We start from the raw sequence: 15,692 nt of genomic DNA on the forward strand, positions 1-15,692 counted from the left end.
CGATAACGAGGTAAGCCCCGAACAACATCGGCGTTAAGGCTATGAACATCAAAATAACGTTCACATTACCACTCCTTTTATTTAACGACATTAATTATTTGGATATAAAAAGGAACATCGCTTTTTACGGCTAGTTCCTTTTGGTTCTGATATGCGGTTATAAGTTCATTTCCTTCTCAAGCTTAGCGTAAGCTTTCTTCAAGGCTAATGACGTATCAGTGTTCTCCATCAACTTTCCTGTGTTAGTGATACCTTCTCGGAGAGCCTTTATATACTCCAATAAGTACCTTATCCTCACTTCAACGTCAAGCTTATCGAATTCATCTATATGCTCTCTTTCCATTACGCTGCATTCACCTTCGACTGTTCAAGCTGTGCCACTCTTGCGGCAAGGGCTTCGAACTCTTTCCGTGTAGGATGCTCTCCTGCCATTTCCAAAGATGTGTGTCCTTCAGCCATTCCGTCGACTTTCCCTTCGTACGGCGTAAGGCTGGGCGGCACTTCGTACGTTGTTACCAGTGGCGAATCCGGTACAATGGCGCTGAGACGAGCCTCTTCAGCTTCCTTAGCAGCCCTTTCAGCTCGAAATCGATCTGCTTCTTCAGCACTTACCTCCCGGTACAATCCGAGTTCCAATCTTGAAATCGTCTTGTCTGTGCCTGTTTCAGCGAGTGTGACTATGTAATGTGTGCGTTTAAGATCATCTGCCCACCTTACGTTGTACACTGCCGGACGTTTAGCCAGCTTTTCAGCAATGCTTTCGGTTTGTGCAGCGGTAAAATGAGTCCGTGTTGCCGTGGCAGTGTTCGTTAACTGCTCCCGCAATTTAGCTGTCTCTTCGTTCATCCGTTTAATCTCAGCATCTTTTTCACGGATCTGTTCGCCAGCGTTGTCATGCTTTACTTGTAAATCAGCGTTTAGCATACCAATTCGGTCATTTTCACGAACTAGGCGAGCATTTTCGCTCTCCAGTTCTTCGTTACGCCCTTTAAGGGATTCATTCTCGCCCTCTAGGCTCTTCTGTACAATCGCGGCATTAACGAGCTTTTGTTCTAAGTTGGATGTTAAAATCGTAATCTTATCATCCAAGGTAATGTCGTCCGTCATCAGTAGATACGAGATTGGAATGATTCTGTCCGTTCCAGGAATGACCAGCGATTCAAACAAGTCGTATAACTCAACTTGCGCCGTCTCAGCCGATCCGTTCAACTCCAAAATCTTCGCTTCCCTCTTGCTGACGATCTCGGCAAGACTGCTTCGCTTCTGCTCATATGCCACCGTATCCGTAATCGCGCCATTTTCAATCGCTGCTATTTCGTCTTGCAACAAGCTAATTTGCACATCGAAATCTCTGATTTGCTGTTGGATAAGTTCACGTTGATCCATCTATTTTCTCGCCTCCGATATATCAATATAATTATACTCAATTATAACATTTTTGAGCGACAATAACCAGTGTTAAACCCTTATAAATCAACGTTTTTACGCAATTGTAGCACTATAATTTCGCAGTAACTTCCACCACTCACAAATATCAATATCGTGCTATATTATGCACTGACAGATCGAGCTAATCCACCTTCTTCATCTTCTTCGATCTGAGCAACATAATCTTCAGGACTGCAATGTTTATGAGCTTCTTCTTTGGTTTCGAATAGGATCGCATGCCCTAAATCATCAGTGAAACAATCGTCTCCGTGCGTCTTTTGCATATACTCTTCGCCGTATTGATTGAATGCTGCTACAGCATAATGAATTTTCATACGTTTCCTCCTCGTATTGTCTTGTGCTATTCATTCCTATATGGCGGTGCTCTCTCCATGGGTGTTTAGCTCCTTATGTTCCTCAATATTCATTGAATTACTTCGCTCTGCTCTTCCAAGTAAATCAACACTCCGTCAGTATCCACGCTCTCGAAAGTAATGTGCCCACCTTTTCCATCATGCCAAACCACTTCGCACTCATCTGGCATATTTTCAATCGCTTTTAACAATTCAACTTTTGTCATTTTTATCACTCCCTTGATTGATGCTCATAATTACTTTTTTTTGAATTTGTAACGCTTGAGATTATCCAAAAAAAGATAGAATTAACTTAAACCAATCTCCACTCAATATTGATATCGCCATATTTAAACTCGTTAGTTTCTCTCCACGACATGCCTTTATCATTTGACTCAATCAGTTTACCGTTGTCGGATTTATACCAAACTTCTTCTAAGTCTTTAACGATCTTCCCATTAATGATTTCAGCAAAAGCTTCGAAAATATTCATAATGTCGCCCCCATGTTCAATCGTATTCATTCAGATACTTAATCGAATTCTCCATCCACTACTTTTTGACGCAAAGCTTCTAACTCACATTTCCGATCTGCAAAATCTTCTCCTAGTTCTTTGTATAGTCGTGTCTCGTTTTCGATGTATTCCAATATCTTCTGTTTGTCCAATATTTACAACCTCCTGCACGCCCATTTAAGCGCCTATTTCACTCTACCCTTCTCTTTATGCCAACTTGCTACTAGAATCGTTCTACGAGGCGCTCAGGTGGCTTAAACACTTCACTAGACTTGTTATGCTCGTTTAACTTTTTGAGCACATACTCATTCGATATAACTGCGAACCCTTTTTTCTTATTTCGCTGAGCTTGTTCGAGTAATTCCTCTAGTGGGTTTGTCATGCTCCAACCTCCTCTATATCAATCTCTAATCTCGGATTCGCCTTATCGACTTCGAAACGGTGAATGATATCTCCGATTTGTCCCCAGCCATCATTTTTGATATACCCGATTTTCTGTAATGCATCGAAAACAAACTTCTGGCCTCCCATGATGTTGTCTTTATCTTTCCGTTTATTTGGGCAATACCATGTGAAAGTGTAATTCGCCTTATCCGGCATATCGTCTCCTGGCATAACGAACTTGAAATGCCAACCAACTGTATAAATTGCTTTGTCCTTCATAGCTACGTATGCGTATTTATTTCTCTTACTTGCGTTTATGATCTCGTTTAGACTCGGTAGAGTTCCAGGTATGACAATCTTCACCCAACCACCTCCACCTCAACACTCACTTTATTTTCTCCAACCTGCCGGTACGCATCGTCGAGTCGGAACGCTTCCAACACCACAGCCACTAGCCCCTTTGGCTTTCTGTATATTAGTTTCCCATTAACTTTTAAAATTGCTCTCATTGTGATTCCTCCTTGGATATGAGGTGAGGGTGTTCGTATATGTTTCCAATTACTTCGCAGTTGCTTGGGCTTACTAAATCCTCTCCTTCATAGCCGAAGTATTCATTCTTTAGCCAGTAGCATGGGAATCTATCCATTACGACAGTGTCGTTATAGCGGGCATAGTGATAATTAATATCGCCCTCTTCATCAATCGTGTACGACGTGACCTTTTCGTTTATTAGCCACTGATCGAAATAATCAATGTCATTCACATTGTCAAACCCGCTTTCGACGATTTGCACAACATCACCCTCGTATATCTCCACTCCGTTGCGATCCTTTAGGCCGGTGTATTGCATGACCTCTTCGATGTTCTGACCTTGTTGTTTCCAAACCAAGCAATCCCCAGGGTTCTTGTCATATATCATTTGTGCTGGCGCATATTCATGTCCCTTGTGCCATGCGCGGAACTTAATCTCTCTAGGCAATGTCATTCCCTCCACCCACATATGTGATTTTCAACGAGTCTTTCTGACGTTTGCGATCATCAGGCGATATAACCGGCTTACTCGGACGCTTAAACGGCACTACCTCACTATGGCTTACTCTTACTTCTGGTCTGTTTGATTTCATGGGTACACTTCCTCTCTCAAATTGTTCTATCTCACATTCCACCCAAACCCTATACGGCCTCCACTTCGTTAAGCGGATTCGGTCGTGTCGTTGGCCTTCGGCTTTAATTCGCGCATTACGAGTTTGTGTATCTTCTGCGTGATAGAATTATTTTGCGATTCCGTCAGAACATGGAACATAAGCATCGTTCTCGCTTTGCGTAAACCTTCCAAAAAGTCCGATTTATCGCCCAATGTAAACCCTTGCTCATTCGCTTGTTCTTCAAGGCTTGGTGATAATGCACCGTATCCGAACCTAACTGTTACCGTTTCCGCTTCACTCACACTTCCTCACTCCTCCTGTTTTATCTCACATTCCAAGGGCTCTTATTGCCCTCTCTACCTTCCAACTGAAACTGTAGCTTGCGTATGACTGACCTCATTGCTTGACGCTCCATGTTGTCCCTTGCAGTCTCTAGGTTCGCCTCAATTAGCTGAATCTTCTGAATTATCGATGCGTTGCCATCCATCACGCGATCGCCTCCTGCGGTCTTAGCCGCTCAAGTTTGACGTACAGTTCATTCAGTCTTGTTCGATATTTCCGCGCCTTGTCAGGGTTTTTCTCTACCTTTAGCAGCGCTTCGCCTTTCTCGATGCGGTCTAGCGTGTCGTAAAATTCATGATTGGTTATGAAGTGTATTAGTTCCGCATACGCCGTTTCTAGATCATCCAGCGTGTTTAGTTCCTTTGCTTTAAATGCGCTGTAATGGGTTTCGGTCAGTTCCTTGTTGTCCTTCGCGACCGTCAATAACGACTTATACTGCTCCAGCAGAAACTCTTCTGTCTCTGTCATCGTGATACTGGAGCGTGTACCGACTTGGTCACTAGCCGTTGAATCTCGACCAAGAACGCCAGTTCAAAGTCTCGAACGCCTGTATTCCTTCCCTTTGCGACGATTAAATCAATGTGCGACATCTTCGGATCGGACTTCTCTTCGTCCTTATGCAAGAAGATGACCATATCCGCATCTTGCTCTATACTGCCGCTGTCTCGTAAGTCGGATAGCACTGGACGCTTTGTTCCGCGCTTCTCAATCTCTCGATTCATCTGAACCAATAAGTAAATCGATGTATCCAGTTCTCGAGCCAACTGCTTAAGCGCTTGTGTCATTCTGCCGATCGTCTCACTCAGGCTTTCATTTGGCTTTCGATTCATGTTTATTAATCCTAAGTAGTCAATTACCACCATGCCCAACTTTCCGTCACTCCGCTTAAGCTTGCGACACTGTGAAACGATATAGCCTAAATCCATCCTCGGCTTATCATCCACGTAGAAATGGTCACTCAGTTTGTCCGCTAGCCTTCGGCGTATCTCTTTTTCATCATCCGTTAGGTCGTTGAGCTTTAACTTTAGGAATGGAATGCCGGTCTTATTGCTTGTTACCCGATCGGTTAGCTCGTCCGTTCCCATCTCCATTGAGAACACGGGTACAGCCCCGAAATTCTGATGTGAGACATTCTCTGCAACTTGAAGGGCAAAGGCTGTCTTTCCTGTGCCTGGGCGTCCTGCAACGATAATGAGCTGCTTAGAAACGATCCCTCTTGACCACACGTCTATGTCTGACAATCCAGTCTTCGGATAATGAATAACTTTCTGATCTTCCTTGTCCTTGATATGGCGTTTGTAGAATTCTTTCATGCGAACCATGTTACCGCCGCGATTGCTGTCCATATCCCCAACAAAGCCGCTTATCTGATTCATGAACTTCGCAACATCATTACCTTCAAAGTCATCGACCATCTCGAGGACTTGCTCGGAAAGCCTTACGGCCTTTCGTTTCATGCTGAGCATTGCCACGCGCAGCGCATACTCTTTGGCTAGTCGTGGAGCTGATACGCCGTTTACAAACTCATAAACATAATCCGTTACGCCCTCATTGCCTTTCTCTCTTAACCATTCGATTAATGTTCTCGAGTCCAGCCGGTTGGAAACGTGAAGATCCTTGCAAGCGCCATATATGATCCGCGTGTTCTCGTAATAAAAGTCACTGTCAGTCACAATGGTCGTCACATCGTCTATCAATTCCGGCACTTTTATGATCGCTCCAACGGTAAAAGCTTCGTATTCGTAATTGGTATGAGGTATATAGTCCAACTGGATTCCTCCTAAATCAGTGGTTCATAATACATTGGTTTTTCTTGCTTCCGCAACTCAGCCATTCTAGCCGCCTGTTGTGCTTCTAGCTCACTTGGTTTTACGTAATAAGTATGTTGCCCTCTACTCCGTCCGCTTGGAGCCGTTTCAGCAGTTTCTCGAATTGCGCTTTCGTAAAATTTAAGAGTTCTGACACTGGGTTTGAATTTCTCCCGCATGATTCCAATAATCGTGTCAGATGTGAATCCGTCTTTTAACAGGTTTTGAAGGATTAAGCTGTTCGAATATGGCATTTCAGCAACGGAATGTATGATTTCGTAGGCTTCTTTTACAGTTTCAAAGTCGTCTAGTAGTGTAGTATCTTTTTCTTTATTCTTACTTCTTACTTCTGTTTCGTTACGTGACGTCACTGTTACGTCATCCGTTACGTCACGCGTTACGCTTTCCGTTATGGATAATGCGTTTGTTTTATTTCTTTCGCGGTAATTCTTCTGCCTTATTGCAGCCTTGCTCTTAATTTTCTTCATGCCGTCTGTATTCTGATGTTTTTCCCAATTGGTGATATGATAAGGGCCATCTTCAACATTGATCATATTGAGATTTTCAAGCGTGTTAAGCGCGAATTGTAGGAATACCGGCTGCCGTCTGAGCTTATTACTTAGAAGCTGCTCGGTGTAAGGAATACGATCGGTGACCATCAGATAACCACCGTTGTTGCTCTTTCCAGCTATAGTAAGCATCTGAATCCAAGTTACGATGATTGAATCTCCTTCAGGCAGGCTGCGCAGGAAGTCGATTTTGTCATGGTCAAACATATCAACCGCGACTTTAATCCATTTCACATCTGACATTCACTACACCACCCATTTTTGCTTATACTCTCTGACAGCTCGATCCATGAACTCTTGCATCGAGATACCCTTTTCGGCGCAGAATACTTTCAAATTTTTATGATCGTTCTCTGCCATCCGATAAGGAATGTTTTTGTGTTTGATCATTTCATCACTCCTTAAATTCTTATTGACGTCATTGTATCATATATTTACCGTTTTGGTATATATATTTACCAATTAGGCTTATAACGTTTACTTATTGAGAACTATGGTTATGATAGAATTAACTAATAACTTGACAGGTGATTGATATGATACGTCCACTTTTATCTGAAATGATGGGTAAGCATAAGGTGAAAAGCTTCTCCCAACTGGAAAAGGAAACTAATATTTCTCGTCGTACCCTAGCTAAGATTTACAATGGTGAGGGCGGAGGAATCGATTACGATACTCTCAACGCCCTCTGTGCTTATTTCAATTGCAAAGTTGGCGACTTACTCGAATATGTTCCGGAGGAGAAGGGCGAATAGCTGCCCTTCTGTTCCTTCCATTTGGCTACTTCCAGTAGTCCGACACGTCCTCTTCGCCTTTCTCGATCATCTGTAGAACGCCTTTCATAGTCGTATGTTCGCTTAACATTCCACCACGCAACATTTTACTTAGCTGCGGCTGAACGTCTCGTCCTTTACTCTCAATGGATCGGAACTTTTCTCGGACGTATTTTTCTCGTTGCGACATGACTTGTTTAAATATTTTTAATGTCTCTTCTGCTGAGCGTTCCATCATCCCTAATCCCTGTACCAGTAAATGTTTTTGGACAGTAAATCCACTCGCAAACCATCCTCATAATCGTCATAATCAAAGTCGTCGCCCCAGTGTGGTGGTGCTATAAACTTGTCAATTCCATCAGGCTCAATCCATAACTCATTATCCTGATTGATTCGAGTTATCTTGGCGGGCTGACCTTCGTACCAAATCTTCCTGCCGATCGCTTGCTCCTTCCAATTCCGTTCAGAAAGATACAGTGGACATTCTTCAAGTAGAGTGACTAATAAATGTTGCGCTTTAGCTAATCCATAGTCCATATACCGAGCAGGAATTTGATAGAATTTCTTCCCGTTTCGGGTAATCCAGCAATCACCGTTACATTCAACCGATGTTTCGCCCCACTTGTGTTTGATATAGTTATTTCTTTCAAAGGAAACGCCCCAAGTAGGAGCATCCCCATTGAATTCAATAAGGTTTTCGAAAGTAGGTTTTTCGTCTGCAGGACAAGCCCAATAGTTGTTTTCGCCCATCTTCCCGCCTATTGTATGGATGTGCCCATCAACGCGGTATACATCATATGGGACACCTTTAACTTCCAAGTCCCAGCCGATTGGCTTTTTCAGTTGTGATAAGTCAGTATTTTCCTCAATTAAATTAATTTCGCTCATCTTCATCTCTCCTCAAATTTGATCTATCCGTATAAAGGTCATTTATGATGCCTCACATACCACCAAGCAGCTTCAATATTGGTTTTAATGCGGAACCATAGGCTGGGTTTCCACTTCTGTGCTTCTCCCGTTTCGTTAGGATGGCTCATTGTTCTTCAGCCTCCTCAATATCGCCATAGTTTCCTCTGCTTGATCTCGATCAAGTGAAGTGAGCGGATCCCGTTGTATGATTTGGTACAGCCCTTCTACGGAATCGGCATATACCTCCACCCGATTCCGTAGCTCGTCCCGTTCCTTCTCTGCTGCTATGGCTCTGTCTATGGCGTGTAAAGCTATCTTCTCTGCCTCCATATAGTTGAGAATCCAACCATCAAGACGGCGTACAATCAGTTGGCGATCAACCTGCAAATCTCTCTTCTCACTCATTGTTGGTATCCTCCTTCACGCAATAGCATCTATACCATCTACCACTTACATGCTGAAACTTACCTGTACCGTTGCAAAACACGCATCCTTTATAAGGCTTGCTCACTCCGCATCCACCTCAATTTCATGGCTAACTGTCTTAGGCCAAAGTTCGTAACTTATCTCGATAAAACGTTCCGTTGGACGCTCAGGCAAGGGCTTGCTGCGTTTGATTGCCTTGCCTGTGCTGTCGTAGAGGGTTATTCTGTAGGGCATTGGAGGGTGGAGAGGGCGTATGACGCTTTGTCCTCCTTGACGTTCCCGACATCCCCATAAGAGTCCGTTGCCCATTGTGTAAATGTCGTAACGTAGCATACTTTCTCAATTCCTTGTCCGATCAGTGCGCCGCCTTCTGTGCACCTTACATACCAAATGTCAATCGGCTCATTCGATTTTTGACCCAATGTATTAGTGAAACTCCTCACTTTTCGGAACTGTCCTTTGCCATTTCCGTAGGTGTGTCCTATTTTTATATCTTCCCACCTGATCATTTTCCGTCCTCCAACTGTCGCTTGAAGTCAGCTAGCCAATTGCGGCCGGCTGCTGTTTATAGGTCAATCCCTCTCAATTTGCGTTTATAGCGGATTCCTTCAGGTGTTTCGTCCAGCCAATCGTGACAAGGCGTACAAAGATGAAACAGGTCTTCAACGGTCGTTTTGTGCGTCAAATGCTTGCGACCTGTGATGTGCGCTCTCTCTGTCGCTCTAGCCGCGCTACAATGCTCACATACGTGTCCTGACCTTTCTTTCAACTGTTTGTCTACCTTTGTGCTAATGTCGCCCATTTGGCGTTGTGTGAGCTTTACACGCTTGTTGTAGGTTTGGGCTGCTTTAGTAACAGCCCGTACCGGTTGATTGGAGAGATCCACGTTGACCTCCTATGCTGTCTTCTTGTTATCATCCAAGAATTTAATAAGCTCATTGACTTTCGACATTGGAAGCTCAGTTAGGCTTGAAATAGTAAGTCCGAGGTGCCGATTGATCTCTACATTCCCTTCAAATCCTGCTGCCCTTCGCTTACTCCGTAAAAGCTTCACTTGGTTCTCTGTTGCCAGCTTCACGCTACCGCTTCCGTTACTATTGCTAGACGCTGCCGGAAGTCCTGTGGGCTGTTGCGGTTGCTGTTGAGTAGTTTGGTTCGTTTGGTTGCTGTGATTGCTCTGTGAGCCTTGTGGAGCTTGTGGTTGCTTGTCTTGTTGGTCTGTATATTTGGTTCTGTCTTTTTCGAAGTAAACGTCAGCTGCGAATCCTAGCGACTTACAAGCAACGCTTATCGCATCGGTGTATGCCATTTTGAAGCACTCATCGCTCGTATACAGTCCGTTTTTTTCAAGCGTTACAAATGAGCTGCCCCCCATTCCGGGTATTGCGTAAGACCATTCACCATCTACCTTCACGTATAGATTGATGTCAACGAAACAAACGATTTCATCGCCGGCACCGTGTTCCAATCTCTTTTCCGTGATCTCTGTCCTCCAACCAATACCGCACTGCCCGTAGACTTCGGTAAGCATTTTAATGCGCCACATTGGGTTAATGTCGCTCATGCCTCTTAGCCGGCCGCCAACGATTGGTTTCAGAGCTTCAGGAGGTACAGCGCGTACCTGCTCGTACACCTTCATGTTTTCATTCATTTCGGTCACCTCACTTGACCTTTAGTTTCATATCTTGCCGAAGCTCTGCGCCGGGGATTGTCTTGCCCTTCTGCAGTTCCTCTTTAATGGCGATCTTGTCCGGCACGATTGATATTGAAGTGCGAGTGTATTGTGACGGCAGCAACGCTTGATTGGTAACCTCAACGCGCGGAGGGTTCATGCCAAGCTTGATATTGAACAGCGATGACTTAACCTCAGTCACGTTGGCCTTCAACATTTCCCGTTCAACATAGTCATGCAGCCAATCACCATCTTTCCGAAGCTTGTCCGACCGTTGTTTAAGGCGCTTGATCTCGTTTTCGATCATTTCAGCCTCTTTAAGCTTGCTGTGGTGCAGTTTAATAATCCCTTCAGCCTTTTGTTGGAACGTGAGGTCAATCGTCTCTAAGATGCCCTCTAGCCCTTCTGCACCGTCCTCCATCATTTGAGCTACTTGATTTAGAGAGTCGGATAATTCGTATAATGTAAGTGACATTGAAAATCGTCTCCTTTTAAGTTAGAATGGCTGTATAAACTTTTTTTCATTGGCTTATTGGCACTGTTGACGCAGTGCCTTTTTTCATTTCCTCTTGCTGTCTGCGGTATTCCCTAGCGTGGTTTTTGGCGTACATCATGATTAGATGGTTCTTTCCATCAGAGAGTGCTTGTTTTGCTAGATCGCGATATTCGATTCTTTTCCGCATAAAGCTCTCACCCTCTCCATTTCCTCCCCGATTGTTGCGTACAACTCTTCAACATCCCACTCAGGGTACTCGTCCCGAAAGTTTTCAAATGTGGGGTTGTTGCCCTCGTCAATCTCGTTCTCTGCCCAATTGCCTACAACAGATTTCAGCGCTGATAAGATGTCGTCTTTCTCAGCTTGGACTCGTTCGAAAAAGGATCGGCGGTCATCGTCTCGAGTGGATTGGTACTTGTCGCCGCCAAATTGATATCGTGGATTAAGAGGCATATAACTCTTCCCTTCTTTGCTCATATTGGCGTTTGTAGTATTCGCCGGAGTAGAAGCAGTTGTCTTTGAATAACAATGTAGCTGTCTCGTTGTCTAGCGGCTCACCATCAGCGAGCTTGAACCATATGTCGTCTAGTTGCTTTTCAGTGAGGATTGGCTTGTTCATGCTTCGTCATCCTCCGTAATCCACCGGATAAGGTCTGTCAGGTCGTCCCGTAATTTCTTAGCTTCAGCGATGTTGATTTCAGTTTTTACACTTACTGAATCATCAATTTCGATCTTGATAACGGTGGTATCGGGGTAGTTGTTGTAGAACATTCTTGCATTGCTGATATGGTCTGCTTTTATCACGCTGCTTCATCCTCTCTCTTAACCAAGTCAATCACCTTATCGGGATACTGTTCGTCTATGAACTCAACCATGATGTCAGCGGCTTCTGTTATCAGCGGTGACTTATACTTGAGCCAGTACAGCACTCCTTCTAAGTCCCATTTACCTTTAATGTTGCAGTTAAGCAGCCCTTGTAGATGTTCGCGTATTTCTTGTGCCTCGCAAGGCTTGTCAGGGTGTGGGATACGGGTCATACTCGAATGCCTCCTTTTCGTGCGAATGGATCGCCATTCCTTGGGTTTCTAACCGGCTGCGGTGGACATGGGGCTGTTACTCTGTTCATATCAACTCGACCTCCAATATGCCTTTTAGGCACGATTCGCATAGTCTTTGCTTGCCTTGGTAGATGCCAGCTGCTTCAGCTCTACCACACTCACATGGGTCAAATAGGTCAATGGGGCGACGGTACGTGATGCGGTTGTTGTGGCGCTCAGCTGCTGCTATGACTGGGTTTTCCATGGTTAGGCCTCCTATAACTTATCCGATAGAATGATTACGATAACTGCTAAAATTGTATTGACGCATGCAAGCTCGATCATAATTGCCACTAGAGCTGATTCGACTTTCTTGTTCATTCCCGTTCCTCCTCCAGCTTTCTCTTCATCTCTTCAATCACGATAGGCAGCTCACTCTCGAAATATTTCGTCATGATGTTCAAACGCTCATGCCAACTCGCGCTCCGGTAGGCTTGTAGTGCCTGTATAGAGGCGTAGAGGGCGTGTTTCATGCTGGCTTGCGGCGGTTTTTATGCTTGTCCTTGTTGGCTTCTACTTCGTGGTACATCTTTTCTAGTAGCTCCCGAGAGAATACAGATATGGATACGATGGGCTTTTCCATAGTTATGCCTCCTTATGCCGCCACTGGGCGCCAAGCTTCGATATAGTCCATCAAACCGTTTAACTCGATTTTGCGAACGTCCTTGTAACTCGGAACTGCCCAACGATCCTTGATTTCGCGGTGAAGCTGCTGGAACAACAGGCGGCGAATCTTATCATCTTGCTCGATGCTGTACACTTTTCGAGATATTGCCTTTTGGATTTGCCGTTGCTGCCCGCTATCCAGCGTGATCTGCTCATCAACTTTTGCTTCAATTTGGTTCATTCTGTCTTCAACCGTATCCAGGCGCTCATCATGGTCGATCATTGTTTTCATTAGAGCGATACGTTGCTTTCTTTCATCTAAAATCTCTACATTGTTTTGTTGGCGTTTTTCCATTTCTTCAAATTCCGTTACATAAGCAGCTGTGAAGAGAACACCTTTTTCACCGGTCATTTTATTTGCAACCATATCGCAACCTCTCCGTGTCAATAGGAAGCAAGGTAATGTTCGGCCGGTAGCATCTTGGTAAGTACTTTCAGCGAAAAATTCCACTGGGCGCAGATTTGCGCTTAGTAAGATATCGCTATAATTGCGAATGTCCCTCATTAGATCCTTGTGTTTCTTGTCTGTCATATCTGCAACTTCGCGACTATCCACTAAAAACTTCCCATTTTGGTTTACTACATTGAGTTTCATTGATATTTCCACCTTTCTGATTGGGTTTTAATGGTGTAAACTAATGATGTTAGGCAGATTGCTTGTTCGATCGCGTATCGTGATCGTTTTGGTCAAAAAAAAGCTCATCAATTGTCACACCATAGAACTTAGAAAGTTTCATAGCAAGTTCTTTCCGTGGAAATCTGTGACCAGTTTCAATCATTGCGTAAGTGCTGTAAGGAATATCCAACTCTCTCGCAACATCGCGTAGGGAGCGGTCTCCTCTTAGTTCAGCCATCTTAGTATTCTTCATATATTCACCTCCTCAGTCGCGTATCGTGACCGCCTATTAACAATATACACTCACGAAATGTGATCGTCAAGCATAATTTTCACATTTTGTGATCAAAAGTTTAGTGATCACGTTTTGTGATATAATTTCATATTGGAGGTGATAGTTAATTATGAGTTCGTTGGGATCTAGAATAGCTCATTTGCGTAATAAGCAAGGACTTTCTCAAGAGGAATTTGCGAAGGTATTAAAGATAGGAAAAAGCACATTAGGTATGTATGAAACAGATAAAAGAGAACCATCACATGAAATGTCTAATAAAATTGCAATTCACTTCAACGTTAGTCTTGATTGGCTACTAACCGGAAAAGAAAAAAGTTCAGCTGCAGCACTTATTGAATTTTTAGAAATGGAATTAACTAACGAGGACATTCTTAAAAGAATGAACTTTACTGTGGATGGAATGACTCTATCAGAGGAAGAAGCGAACGAATTTGTAGATTTCGTTCGCGTTAAAAGGCTCATGAAGAAGCAACTGTCGACTGGCGCAAAACATGAAGGCTCTTAACGTGAGCGGGAGTAAGTGTACTGGCATCTTTACTTTCTAAATAATCTATACCTTCACTCGGATCAATACCTAGCGCTTTCAATTGTTCATATGTTATTTCAAAATTAATCTTTTCCACCAGCGGCACCGTCCCGTCTCATGTTAGTATTATAACTCATTTTATACGAACTAGTGTTCGCGTTACAAGCTAAATAAAATAATAATTGAGGAGTATCGTTATGGCTCATATCGAGGCCGGGCGATGCTTACTGAGTCAACTACGGATTCCCAAAGGAATTACACAACAGACCCTCGCTGACCTCACCTCCATATCTAGATCGACAATTTCAGCGTATGAGAACAACAGGTATGTGATGACTTTGGCAGATGCTAAATCGATAGCCGAAAAACTCGGCTGCAGGATCGATGACCTCTACGATTGGAAATTAGTTGATTCGTAAGCTCGAAGGATTTTATCCTTCGCCCCTCAAAGCATTGGTATGATACATATCACTCTCTTATAGTCAAATTCCAAATGTTGACGACTCAAGAAGATATCTGTATATTAACACGTACATAACGTAGAACGATGTCGAAATTTGCGCTAAGTATGCCCTTTCAAACATAGGCTCGATTTTTCTTTACATATCGTAATTGATATGTTATGTAACAAAAAGAGGACTGCTAATTCCCATCAGCTTAGTCCTCTTCTAACATTTCACGTATTGTTTTGTGATGAATCTTCGCAACACTAGTTTTTTCTTCACCATCAAAGGAAAGCGAACATTCAACCTCATCTATCCCTCTGATCATACTTAAATTCACAACGTTAACTGAATCCAGACTTGCGTATCCTTCGTCCTGAAGAGCTACTTCGTACCCCTCCAAAGTCTGTATTGTTGTGAAAAACCCTCTTCTCGTATGGAAAAGAGGGTATGTTGCGTTCCAACGCTTACTTGGTTTAAAAATATCGATAAAAAAAACTTCATTTTTAAAGTCTACGACTTCGTATATGCCGGTTCGTTTTCCATCGATTATTTTTTCGCAAGGTAACATCATATGAAATCACTACTTTTTAAGTTCTTGTGGCACCGGTTGACTGCCAACGAATAGCTTGAATGGCTCTACATCAGTCTTAGATACTTTTGCAGAGACAACTTTATTAACTTGACTAGCGATGAACTTCTTCATTTGTTGTCACCTCCTCTAAATTTGATTAGTGTAAGCGCTTGAGCTAGAAACGTAAGAGCTAGTGGCTCAGACATGAATATGAAGTTAGAAAGAACAATGACTGCCGCTATTAGTCGGTTTTTCGCGAATAAACTAACTATTAGCAAAGCCACCATATTTACTATTATAACAGTATTTGGTGCGATTGGCATGTGAGGAAAGATAGAAAACATTGATATGCAAAGGATGGCGCAAGGTGTTAGAGACAGGTGAAAACCACCTGAGAACTTTCGAAGTAATGCGAACCCTCCTATTGCAATTACAGTGCCTAAAAATTCATTTGTTAGCAGCCCAATGACAAGTGGTATTAGAACAATACTGAGAAAATTGATGTAATATCCTAAGTAATAGCTCAATACATCCTCGCTTGTTTTTATATCACTGTCCCATCGTCTTATTGTTATTGATACTTTTCGGGATAATGATTCGATCACGATCCAGCAGCTCCCTCCGATATGACAAGTAGTAAAGCACTAAAGATGACA

Annotated in this window: 31 protein-coding genes; 3 read left to right on the forward strand and 28 right to left on the reverse strand. The window is 43.3% G+C overall.

All coding sequences use genetic code 11. The annotated features are described in order from the left end of the window. Nucleotides 1-157: 157 nt before the first annotated feature. The 15 genes from AC0YN0_RS16405 to AC0YN0_RS16475 form a co-directional block, all read right to left on the reverse strand. Nucleotides 158-343: a hypothetical protein gene (locus tag AC0YN0_RS16405; protein ID WP_475822215.1), complete on the reverse strand. Its 186-nt coding sequence runs from the start codon at nt 341-343 to the stop codon at nt 158-160. Beyond that, nucleotides 343-1,386, reverse strand: coding sequence for a hypothetical protein (locus AC0YN0_RS16410; protein WP_475822216.1), 1,044 nt, complete (start codon nt 1,384-1,386; stop codon nt 343-345). Before AC0YN0_RS16410 ends, AC0YN0_RS16405 begins: the two co-directional genes overlap by 1 nt. A gap of 164 nt (nt 1,387-1,550) precedes the next feature. Next, complete coding sequence (locus tag AC0YN0_RS16415; RefSeq protein ID WP_475822217.1) at nt 1,551-1,763, reverse strand: hypothetical protein; 213 nt, start codon at nt 1,761-1,763, stop codon at nt 1,551-1,553. A gap of 89 nt (nt 1,764-1,852) precedes the next feature. Beyond that, nucleotides 1,853-2,008, reverse strand: a complete 156-nt coding sequence (locus AC0YN0_RS16420; protein ID WP_475822218.1) for a hypothetical protein — start codon at nt 2,006-2,008, stop codon at nt 1,853-1,855. Nucleotides 2,009-2,094: 86 nt separating this feature from the next. Beyond that, nucleotides 2,095-2,274 carry a hypothetical protein gene (locus tag AC0YN0_RS16425; protein ID WP_475822219.1) on the reverse strand — a complete coding sequence of 60 codons (180 nt, stop codon included), beginning with the start codon at nt 2,272-2,274 and terminating at the stop codon, nt 2,095-2,097. A 38-nt stretch (nt 2,275-2,312) separates the two neighbouring features. Continuing rightward, a complete protein-coding gene (locus AC0YN0_RS16430) occupies nt 2,313-2,447 on the reverse strand; it encodes a hypothetical protein (RefSeq protein ID WP_475822220.1) in 135 nt (44 codons plus the stop codon). A gap of 71 nt (nt 2,448-2,518) precedes the next feature. Then, nucleotides 2,519-2,677, reverse strand: a complete 159-nt coding sequence (locus AC0YN0_RS16435; protein ID WP_475822221.1) for a hypothetical protein — start codon at nt 2,675-2,677, stop codon at nt 2,519-2,521. Beyond that, nucleotides 2,674-3,042: a RusA family crossover junction endodeoxyribonuclease gene (locus tag AC0YN0_RS16440; protein WP_475822222.1), complete on the reverse strand. Its 369-nt coding sequence runs from the start codon at nt 3,040-3,042 to the stop codon at nt 2,674-2,676. The genes AC0YN0_RS16435 and AC0YN0_RS16440 overlap by 4 nt, the downstream gene beginning before the upstream one ends. Then, complete coding sequence (locus AC0YN0_RS16445) at nt 3,039-3,188, reverse strand: hypothetical protein (RefSeq protein ID WP_475822223.1); 150 nt, start codon at nt 3,186-3,188, stop codon at nt 3,039-3,041. Before AC0YN0_RS16445 ends, AC0YN0_RS16440 begins: the two co-directional genes overlap by 4 nt. Then, nucleotides 3,185-3,658 (reverse strand): YopX family protein, encoded by a 474-nt coding sequence (locus tag AC0YN0_RS16450; RefSeq protein ID WP_475822224.1) that lies wholly within the window; start codon nt 3,656-3,658, stop codon nt 3,185-3,187. The genes AC0YN0_RS16445 and AC0YN0_RS16450 overlap by 4 nt, the downstream gene beginning before the upstream one ends. 213 nt (nt 3,659-3,871) lie before the next feature. Beyond that, a complete protein-coding gene (locus AC0YN0_RS16455; RefSeq protein ID WP_475822225.1) occupies nt 3,872-4,126 on the reverse strand; it encodes a hypothetical protein in 255 nt (84 codons plus the stop codon). A 184-nt stretch (nt 4,127-4,310) separates the two neighbouring features. Then, nucleotides 4,311-4,634: a hypothetical protein gene (locus AC0YN0_RS16460; protein WP_475822226.1), complete on the reverse strand. Its 324-nt coding sequence runs from the start codon at nt 4,632-4,634 to the stop codon at nt 4,311-4,313. After that, on the reverse strand, nt 4,631-5,935 hold the full coding sequence (locus tag AC0YN0_RS16465; protein WP_475822227.1) for a replicative DNA helicase: 1,305 nt from the start codon (nt 5,933-5,935) through the stop codon (nt 4,631-4,633). The genes AC0YN0_RS16460 and AC0YN0_RS16465 overlap by 4 nt, the downstream gene beginning before the upstream one ends. 11 nt (nt 5,936-5,946) lie before the next feature. Beyond that, complete coding sequence (locus AC0YN0_RS16470; protein ID WP_475822228.1) at nt 5,947-6,786, reverse strand: phage replisome organizer N-terminal domain-containing protein; 840 nt, start codon at nt 6,784-6,786, stop codon at nt 5,947-5,949. Between the two features lie 3 nt (nt 6,787-6,789). Beyond that, nucleotides 6,790-6,933, reverse strand: a complete 144-nt coding sequence (locus AC0YN0_RS16475) for a hypothetical protein (RefSeq protein WP_475822229.1) — start codon at nt 6,931-6,933, stop codon at nt 6,790-6,792. Nucleotides 6,934-7,106: 173 nt separating this feature from the next. Here AC0YN0_RS16475 and AC0YN0_RS16480 point away from each other — a divergent pair, with 173 nt between their 5' ends. Then, nucleotides 7,107-7,298, forward strand: coding sequence for a helix-turn-helix domain-containing protein (locus AC0YN0_RS16480; RefSeq protein WP_475822515.1), 192 nt, complete (start codon nt 7,107-7,109; stop codon nt 7,296-7,298). A 258-nt stretch (nt 7,299-7,556) separates the two neighbouring features. On the opposite strand, the gene AC0YN0_RS16485 is transcribed toward AC0YN0_RS16480, so the two are convergent. The 10 genes from AC0YN0_RS16485 to AC0YN0_RS16530 form a co-directional block, all read right to left on the reverse strand. Further along, nucleotides 7,557-8,204, reverse strand: coding sequence for a hypothetical protein (locus AC0YN0_RS16485; protein WP_475822230.1), 648 nt, complete (start codon nt 8,202-8,204; stop codon nt 7,557-7,559). 135 nt (nt 8,205-8,339) lie between these two features. Beyond that, the gene (locus AC0YN0_RS16490; RefSeq protein WP_475822231.1) at nt 8,340-8,630 is read right to left on the reverse strand and encodes a hypothetical protein; all 291 of its coding nucleotides are present in this window, start codon (nt 8,628-8,630) and stop codon (nt 8,340-8,342) included. 916 nt (nt 8,631-9,546) lie between these two features. Then, entirely contained in the window at nt 9,547-10,302 is a 756-nt protein-coding gene (locus AC0YN0_RS16495; protein ID WP_475822232.1) for a hypothetical protein, read from the reverse strand. Nucleotides 10,303-10,312: 10 nt separating this feature from the next. After that, nucleotides 10,313-10,798 (reverse strand): siphovirus Gp157 family protein, encoded by a 486-nt coding sequence (locus AC0YN0_RS16500; RefSeq protein ID WP_475822233.1) that lies wholly within the window; start codon nt 10,796-10,798, stop codon nt 10,313-10,315. A 177-nt stretch (nt 10,799-10,975) separates the two neighbouring features. Further along, nucleotides 10,976-11,272 (reverse strand): hypothetical protein, encoded by a 297-nt coding sequence (locus AC0YN0_RS16505; RefSeq protein WP_475822234.1) that lies wholly within the window; start codon nt 11,270-11,272, stop codon nt 10,976-10,978. Beyond that, nucleotides 11,262-11,438, reverse strand: a complete 177-nt coding sequence (locus AC0YN0_RS16510) for a hypothetical protein (protein WP_475822235.1) — start codon at nt 11,436-11,438, stop codon at nt 11,262-11,264. The genes AC0YN0_RS16505 and AC0YN0_RS16510 overlap by 11 nt, the downstream gene beginning before the upstream one ends. Further along, complete coding sequence (locus AC0YN0_RS16515; protein ID WP_475822236.1) at nt 11,435-11,623, reverse strand: hypothetical protein; 189 nt, start codon at nt 11,621-11,623, stop codon at nt 11,435-11,437. Before AC0YN0_RS16515 ends, AC0YN0_RS16510 begins: the two co-directional genes overlap by 4 nt. Next, complete coding sequence (locus AC0YN0_RS16520; protein ID WP_475822237.1) at nt 11,620-11,856, reverse strand: hypothetical protein; 237 nt, start codon at nt 11,854-11,856, stop codon at nt 11,620-11,622. Before AC0YN0_RS16520 ends, AC0YN0_RS16515 begins: the two co-directional genes overlap by 4 nt. A 655-nt stretch (nt 11,857-12,511) precedes the next feature. Then, complete coding sequence (locus tag AC0YN0_RS16525; RefSeq protein ID WP_475822238.1) at nt 12,512-13,177, reverse strand: Rha family transcriptional regulator; 666 nt, start codon at nt 13,175-13,177, stop codon at nt 12,512-12,514. A 49-nt stretch (nt 13,178-13,226) separates the two neighbouring features. Further along, nucleotides 13,227-13,451: a helix-turn-helix transcriptional regulator gene (locus tag AC0YN0_RS16530; protein ID WP_475822239.1), complete on the reverse strand. Its 225-nt coding sequence runs from the start codon at nt 13,449-13,451 to the stop codon at nt 13,227-13,229. A gap of 151 nt (nt 13,452-13,602) precedes the next feature. On the opposite strand from AC0YN0_RS16530, the gene AC0YN0_RS16535 reads away from it, so the two are divergent. Continuing rightward, entirely contained in the window at nt 13,603-13,998 is a 396-nt protein-coding gene (locus AC0YN0_RS16535; RefSeq protein ID WP_475822240.1) for a helix-turn-helix domain-containing protein, read from the forward strand. Between the two features lie 218 nt (nt 13,999-14,216). Then, complete coding sequence (locus tag AC0YN0_RS16540; protein ID WP_475822241.1) at nt 14,217-14,438, forward strand: helix-turn-helix transcriptional regulator; 222 nt, start codon at nt 14,217-14,219, stop codon at nt 14,436-14,438. Between the two features lie 238 nt (nt 14,439-14,676). On the opposite strand, the gene AC0YN0_RS16545 is transcribed toward AC0YN0_RS16540, so the two are convergent. From AC0YN0_RS16545 to AC0YN0_RS16555, 3 genes are read right to left on the reverse strand one after another with little or no spacing between them, the layout of a single operon-like run. Further along, nucleotides 14,677-15,036, reverse strand: coding sequence for a hypothetical protein (locus AC0YN0_RS16545; protein ID WP_475822242.1), 360 nt, complete (start codon nt 15,034-15,036; stop codon nt 14,677-14,679). Between the two features lie 9 nt (nt 15,037-15,045). Then, on the reverse strand, nt 15,046-15,168 hold the full coding sequence (locus AC0YN0_RS16550; protein WP_475822243.1) for a hypothetical protein: 123 nt from the start codon (nt 15,166-15,168) through the stop codon (nt 15,046-15,048). Beyond that, nucleotides 15,165-15,641 carry an accessory gene regulator B family protein gene (locus AC0YN0_RS16555; protein WP_475822244.1) on the reverse strand — a complete coding sequence of 159 codons (477 nt, stop codon included), beginning with the start codon at nt 15,639-15,641 and terminating at the stop codon, nt 15,165-15,167. Before AC0YN0_RS16555 ends, AC0YN0_RS16550 begins: the two co-directional genes overlap by 4 nt. Between the last annotated feature and the right edge of the window lie 51 nt (nt 15,642-15,692).

The organism is Paenibacillus sp. J22P218, assembly GCF_056269195.1.

What these genes read in the sequence shown, in the direction of transcription:
- AC0YN0_RS16510 (WP_475822235.1), bottom strand. Translation starts at nt 11,438, where the DNA reads ATGAACAAGCCAATCCTCACTGAAAAGCAACTAGACGACATATGGTTC.
- AC0YN0_RS16480 (WP_475822515.1), top strand. Translation starts at nt 7,107, where the DNA reads ATGGGTAAGCATAAGGTGAAAAGCTTCTCCCAACTGGAAAAGGAAACT.
- AC0YN0_RS16445 (WP_475822223.1), bottom strand. Translation starts at nt 3,188, where the DNA reads ATGAGAGCAATTTTAAAAGTTAATGGGAAACTAATATACAGAAAGCCA.
- AC0YN0_RS16410 (WP_475822216.1), bottom strand. Translation starts at nt 1,386, where the DNA reads ATGGATCAACGTGAACTTATCCAACAGCAAATCAGAGATTTCGATGTG.
- AC0YN0_RS16415 (WP_475822217.1), bottom strand. Translation starts at nt 1,763, where the DNA reads ATGAAAATTCATTATGCTGTAGCAGCATTCAATCAATACGGCGAAGAG.
- AC0YN0_RS16490 (WP_475822231.1), bottom strand. Translation starts at nt 8,630, where the DNA reads ATGAGTGAGAAGAGAGATTTGCAGGTTGATCGCCAACTGATTGTACGC.
- AC0YN0_RS16475 (WP_475822229.1), bottom strand. Translation starts at nt 6,933, where the DNA reads ATGATCAAACACAAAAACATTCCTTATCGGATGGCAGAGAACGATCAT.
- AC0YN0_RS16435 (WP_475822221.1), bottom strand. Translation starts at nt 2,677, where the DNA reads ATGACAAACCCACTAGAGGAATTACTCGAACAAGCTCAGCGAAATAAG.
- AC0YN0_RS16460 (WP_475822226.1), bottom strand. Translation starts at nt 4,634, where the DNA reads ATGACAGAGACAGAAGAGTTTCTGCTGGAGCAGTATAAGTCGTTATTG.
- AC0YN0_RS16530 (WP_475822239.1), bottom strand. Translation starts at nt 13,451, where the DNA reads ATGAAGAATACTAAGATGGCTGAACTAAGAGGAGACCGCTCCCTACGC.
- AC0YN0_RS16525 (WP_475822238.1), bottom strand. Translation starts at nt 13,177, where the DNA reads ATGAAACTCAATGTAGTAAACCAAAATGGGAAGTTTTTAGTGGATAGT.
- AC0YN0_RS16545 (WP_475822242.1), bottom strand. Translation starts at nt 15,036, where the DNA reads ATGATGTTACCTTGCGAAAAAATAATCGATGGAAAACGAACCGGCATA.
- AC0YN0_RS16520 (WP_475822237.1), bottom strand. Translation starts at nt 11,856, where the DNA reads ATGACCCGTATCCCACACCCTGACAAGCCTTGCGAGGCACAAGAAATA.
- AC0YN0_RS16420 (WP_475822218.1), bottom strand. Translation starts at nt 2,008, where the DNA reads ATGACAAAAGTTGAATTGTTAAAAGCGATTGAAAATATGCCAGATGAG.
- AC0YN0_RS16485 (WP_475822230.1), bottom strand. Translation starts at nt 8,204, where the DNA reads ATGAGCGAAATTAATTTAATTGAGGAAAATACTGACTTATCACAACTG.
- AC0YN0_RS16495 (WP_475822232.1), bottom strand. Translation starts at nt 10,302, where the DNA reads ATGAATGAAAACATGAAGGTGTACGAGCAGGTACGCGCTGTACCTCCT.
- AC0YN0_RS16425 (WP_475822219.1), bottom strand. Translation starts at nt 2,274, where the DNA reads ATGAATATTTTCGAAGCTTTTGCTGAAATCATTAATGGGAAGATCGTT.
- AC0YN0_RS16500 (WP_475822233.1), bottom strand. Translation starts at nt 10,798, where the DNA reads ATGTCACTTACATTATACGAATTATCCGACTCTCTAAATCAAGTAGCT.
- AC0YN0_RS16540 (WP_475822241.1), top strand. Translation starts at nt 14,217, where the DNA reads ATGGCTCATATCGAGGCCGGGCGATGCTTACTGAGTCAACTACGGATT.
- AC0YN0_RS16470 (WP_475822228.1), bottom strand. Translation starts at nt 6,786, where the DNA reads ATGTCAGATGTGAAATGGATTAAAGTCGCGGTTGATATGTTTGACCAT.
- AC0YN0_RS16535 (WP_475822240.1), top strand. Translation starts at nt 13,603, where the DNA reads ATGAGTTCGTTGGGATCTAGAATAGCTCATTTGCGTAATAAGCAAGGA.
- AC0YN0_RS16505 (WP_475822234.1), bottom strand. Translation starts at nt 11,272, where the DNA reads ATGCCTCTTAATCCACGATATCAATTTGGCGGCGACAAGTACCAATCC.
- AC0YN0_RS16550 (WP_475822243.1), bottom strand. Translation starts at nt 15,168, where the DNA reads ATGAAGAAGTTCATCGCTAGTCAAGTTAATAAAGTTGTCTCTGCAAAA.
- AC0YN0_RS16405 (WP_475822215.1), bottom strand. Translation starts at nt 343, where the DNA reads ATGGAAAGAGAGCATATAGATGAATTCGATAAGCTTGACGTTGAAGTG.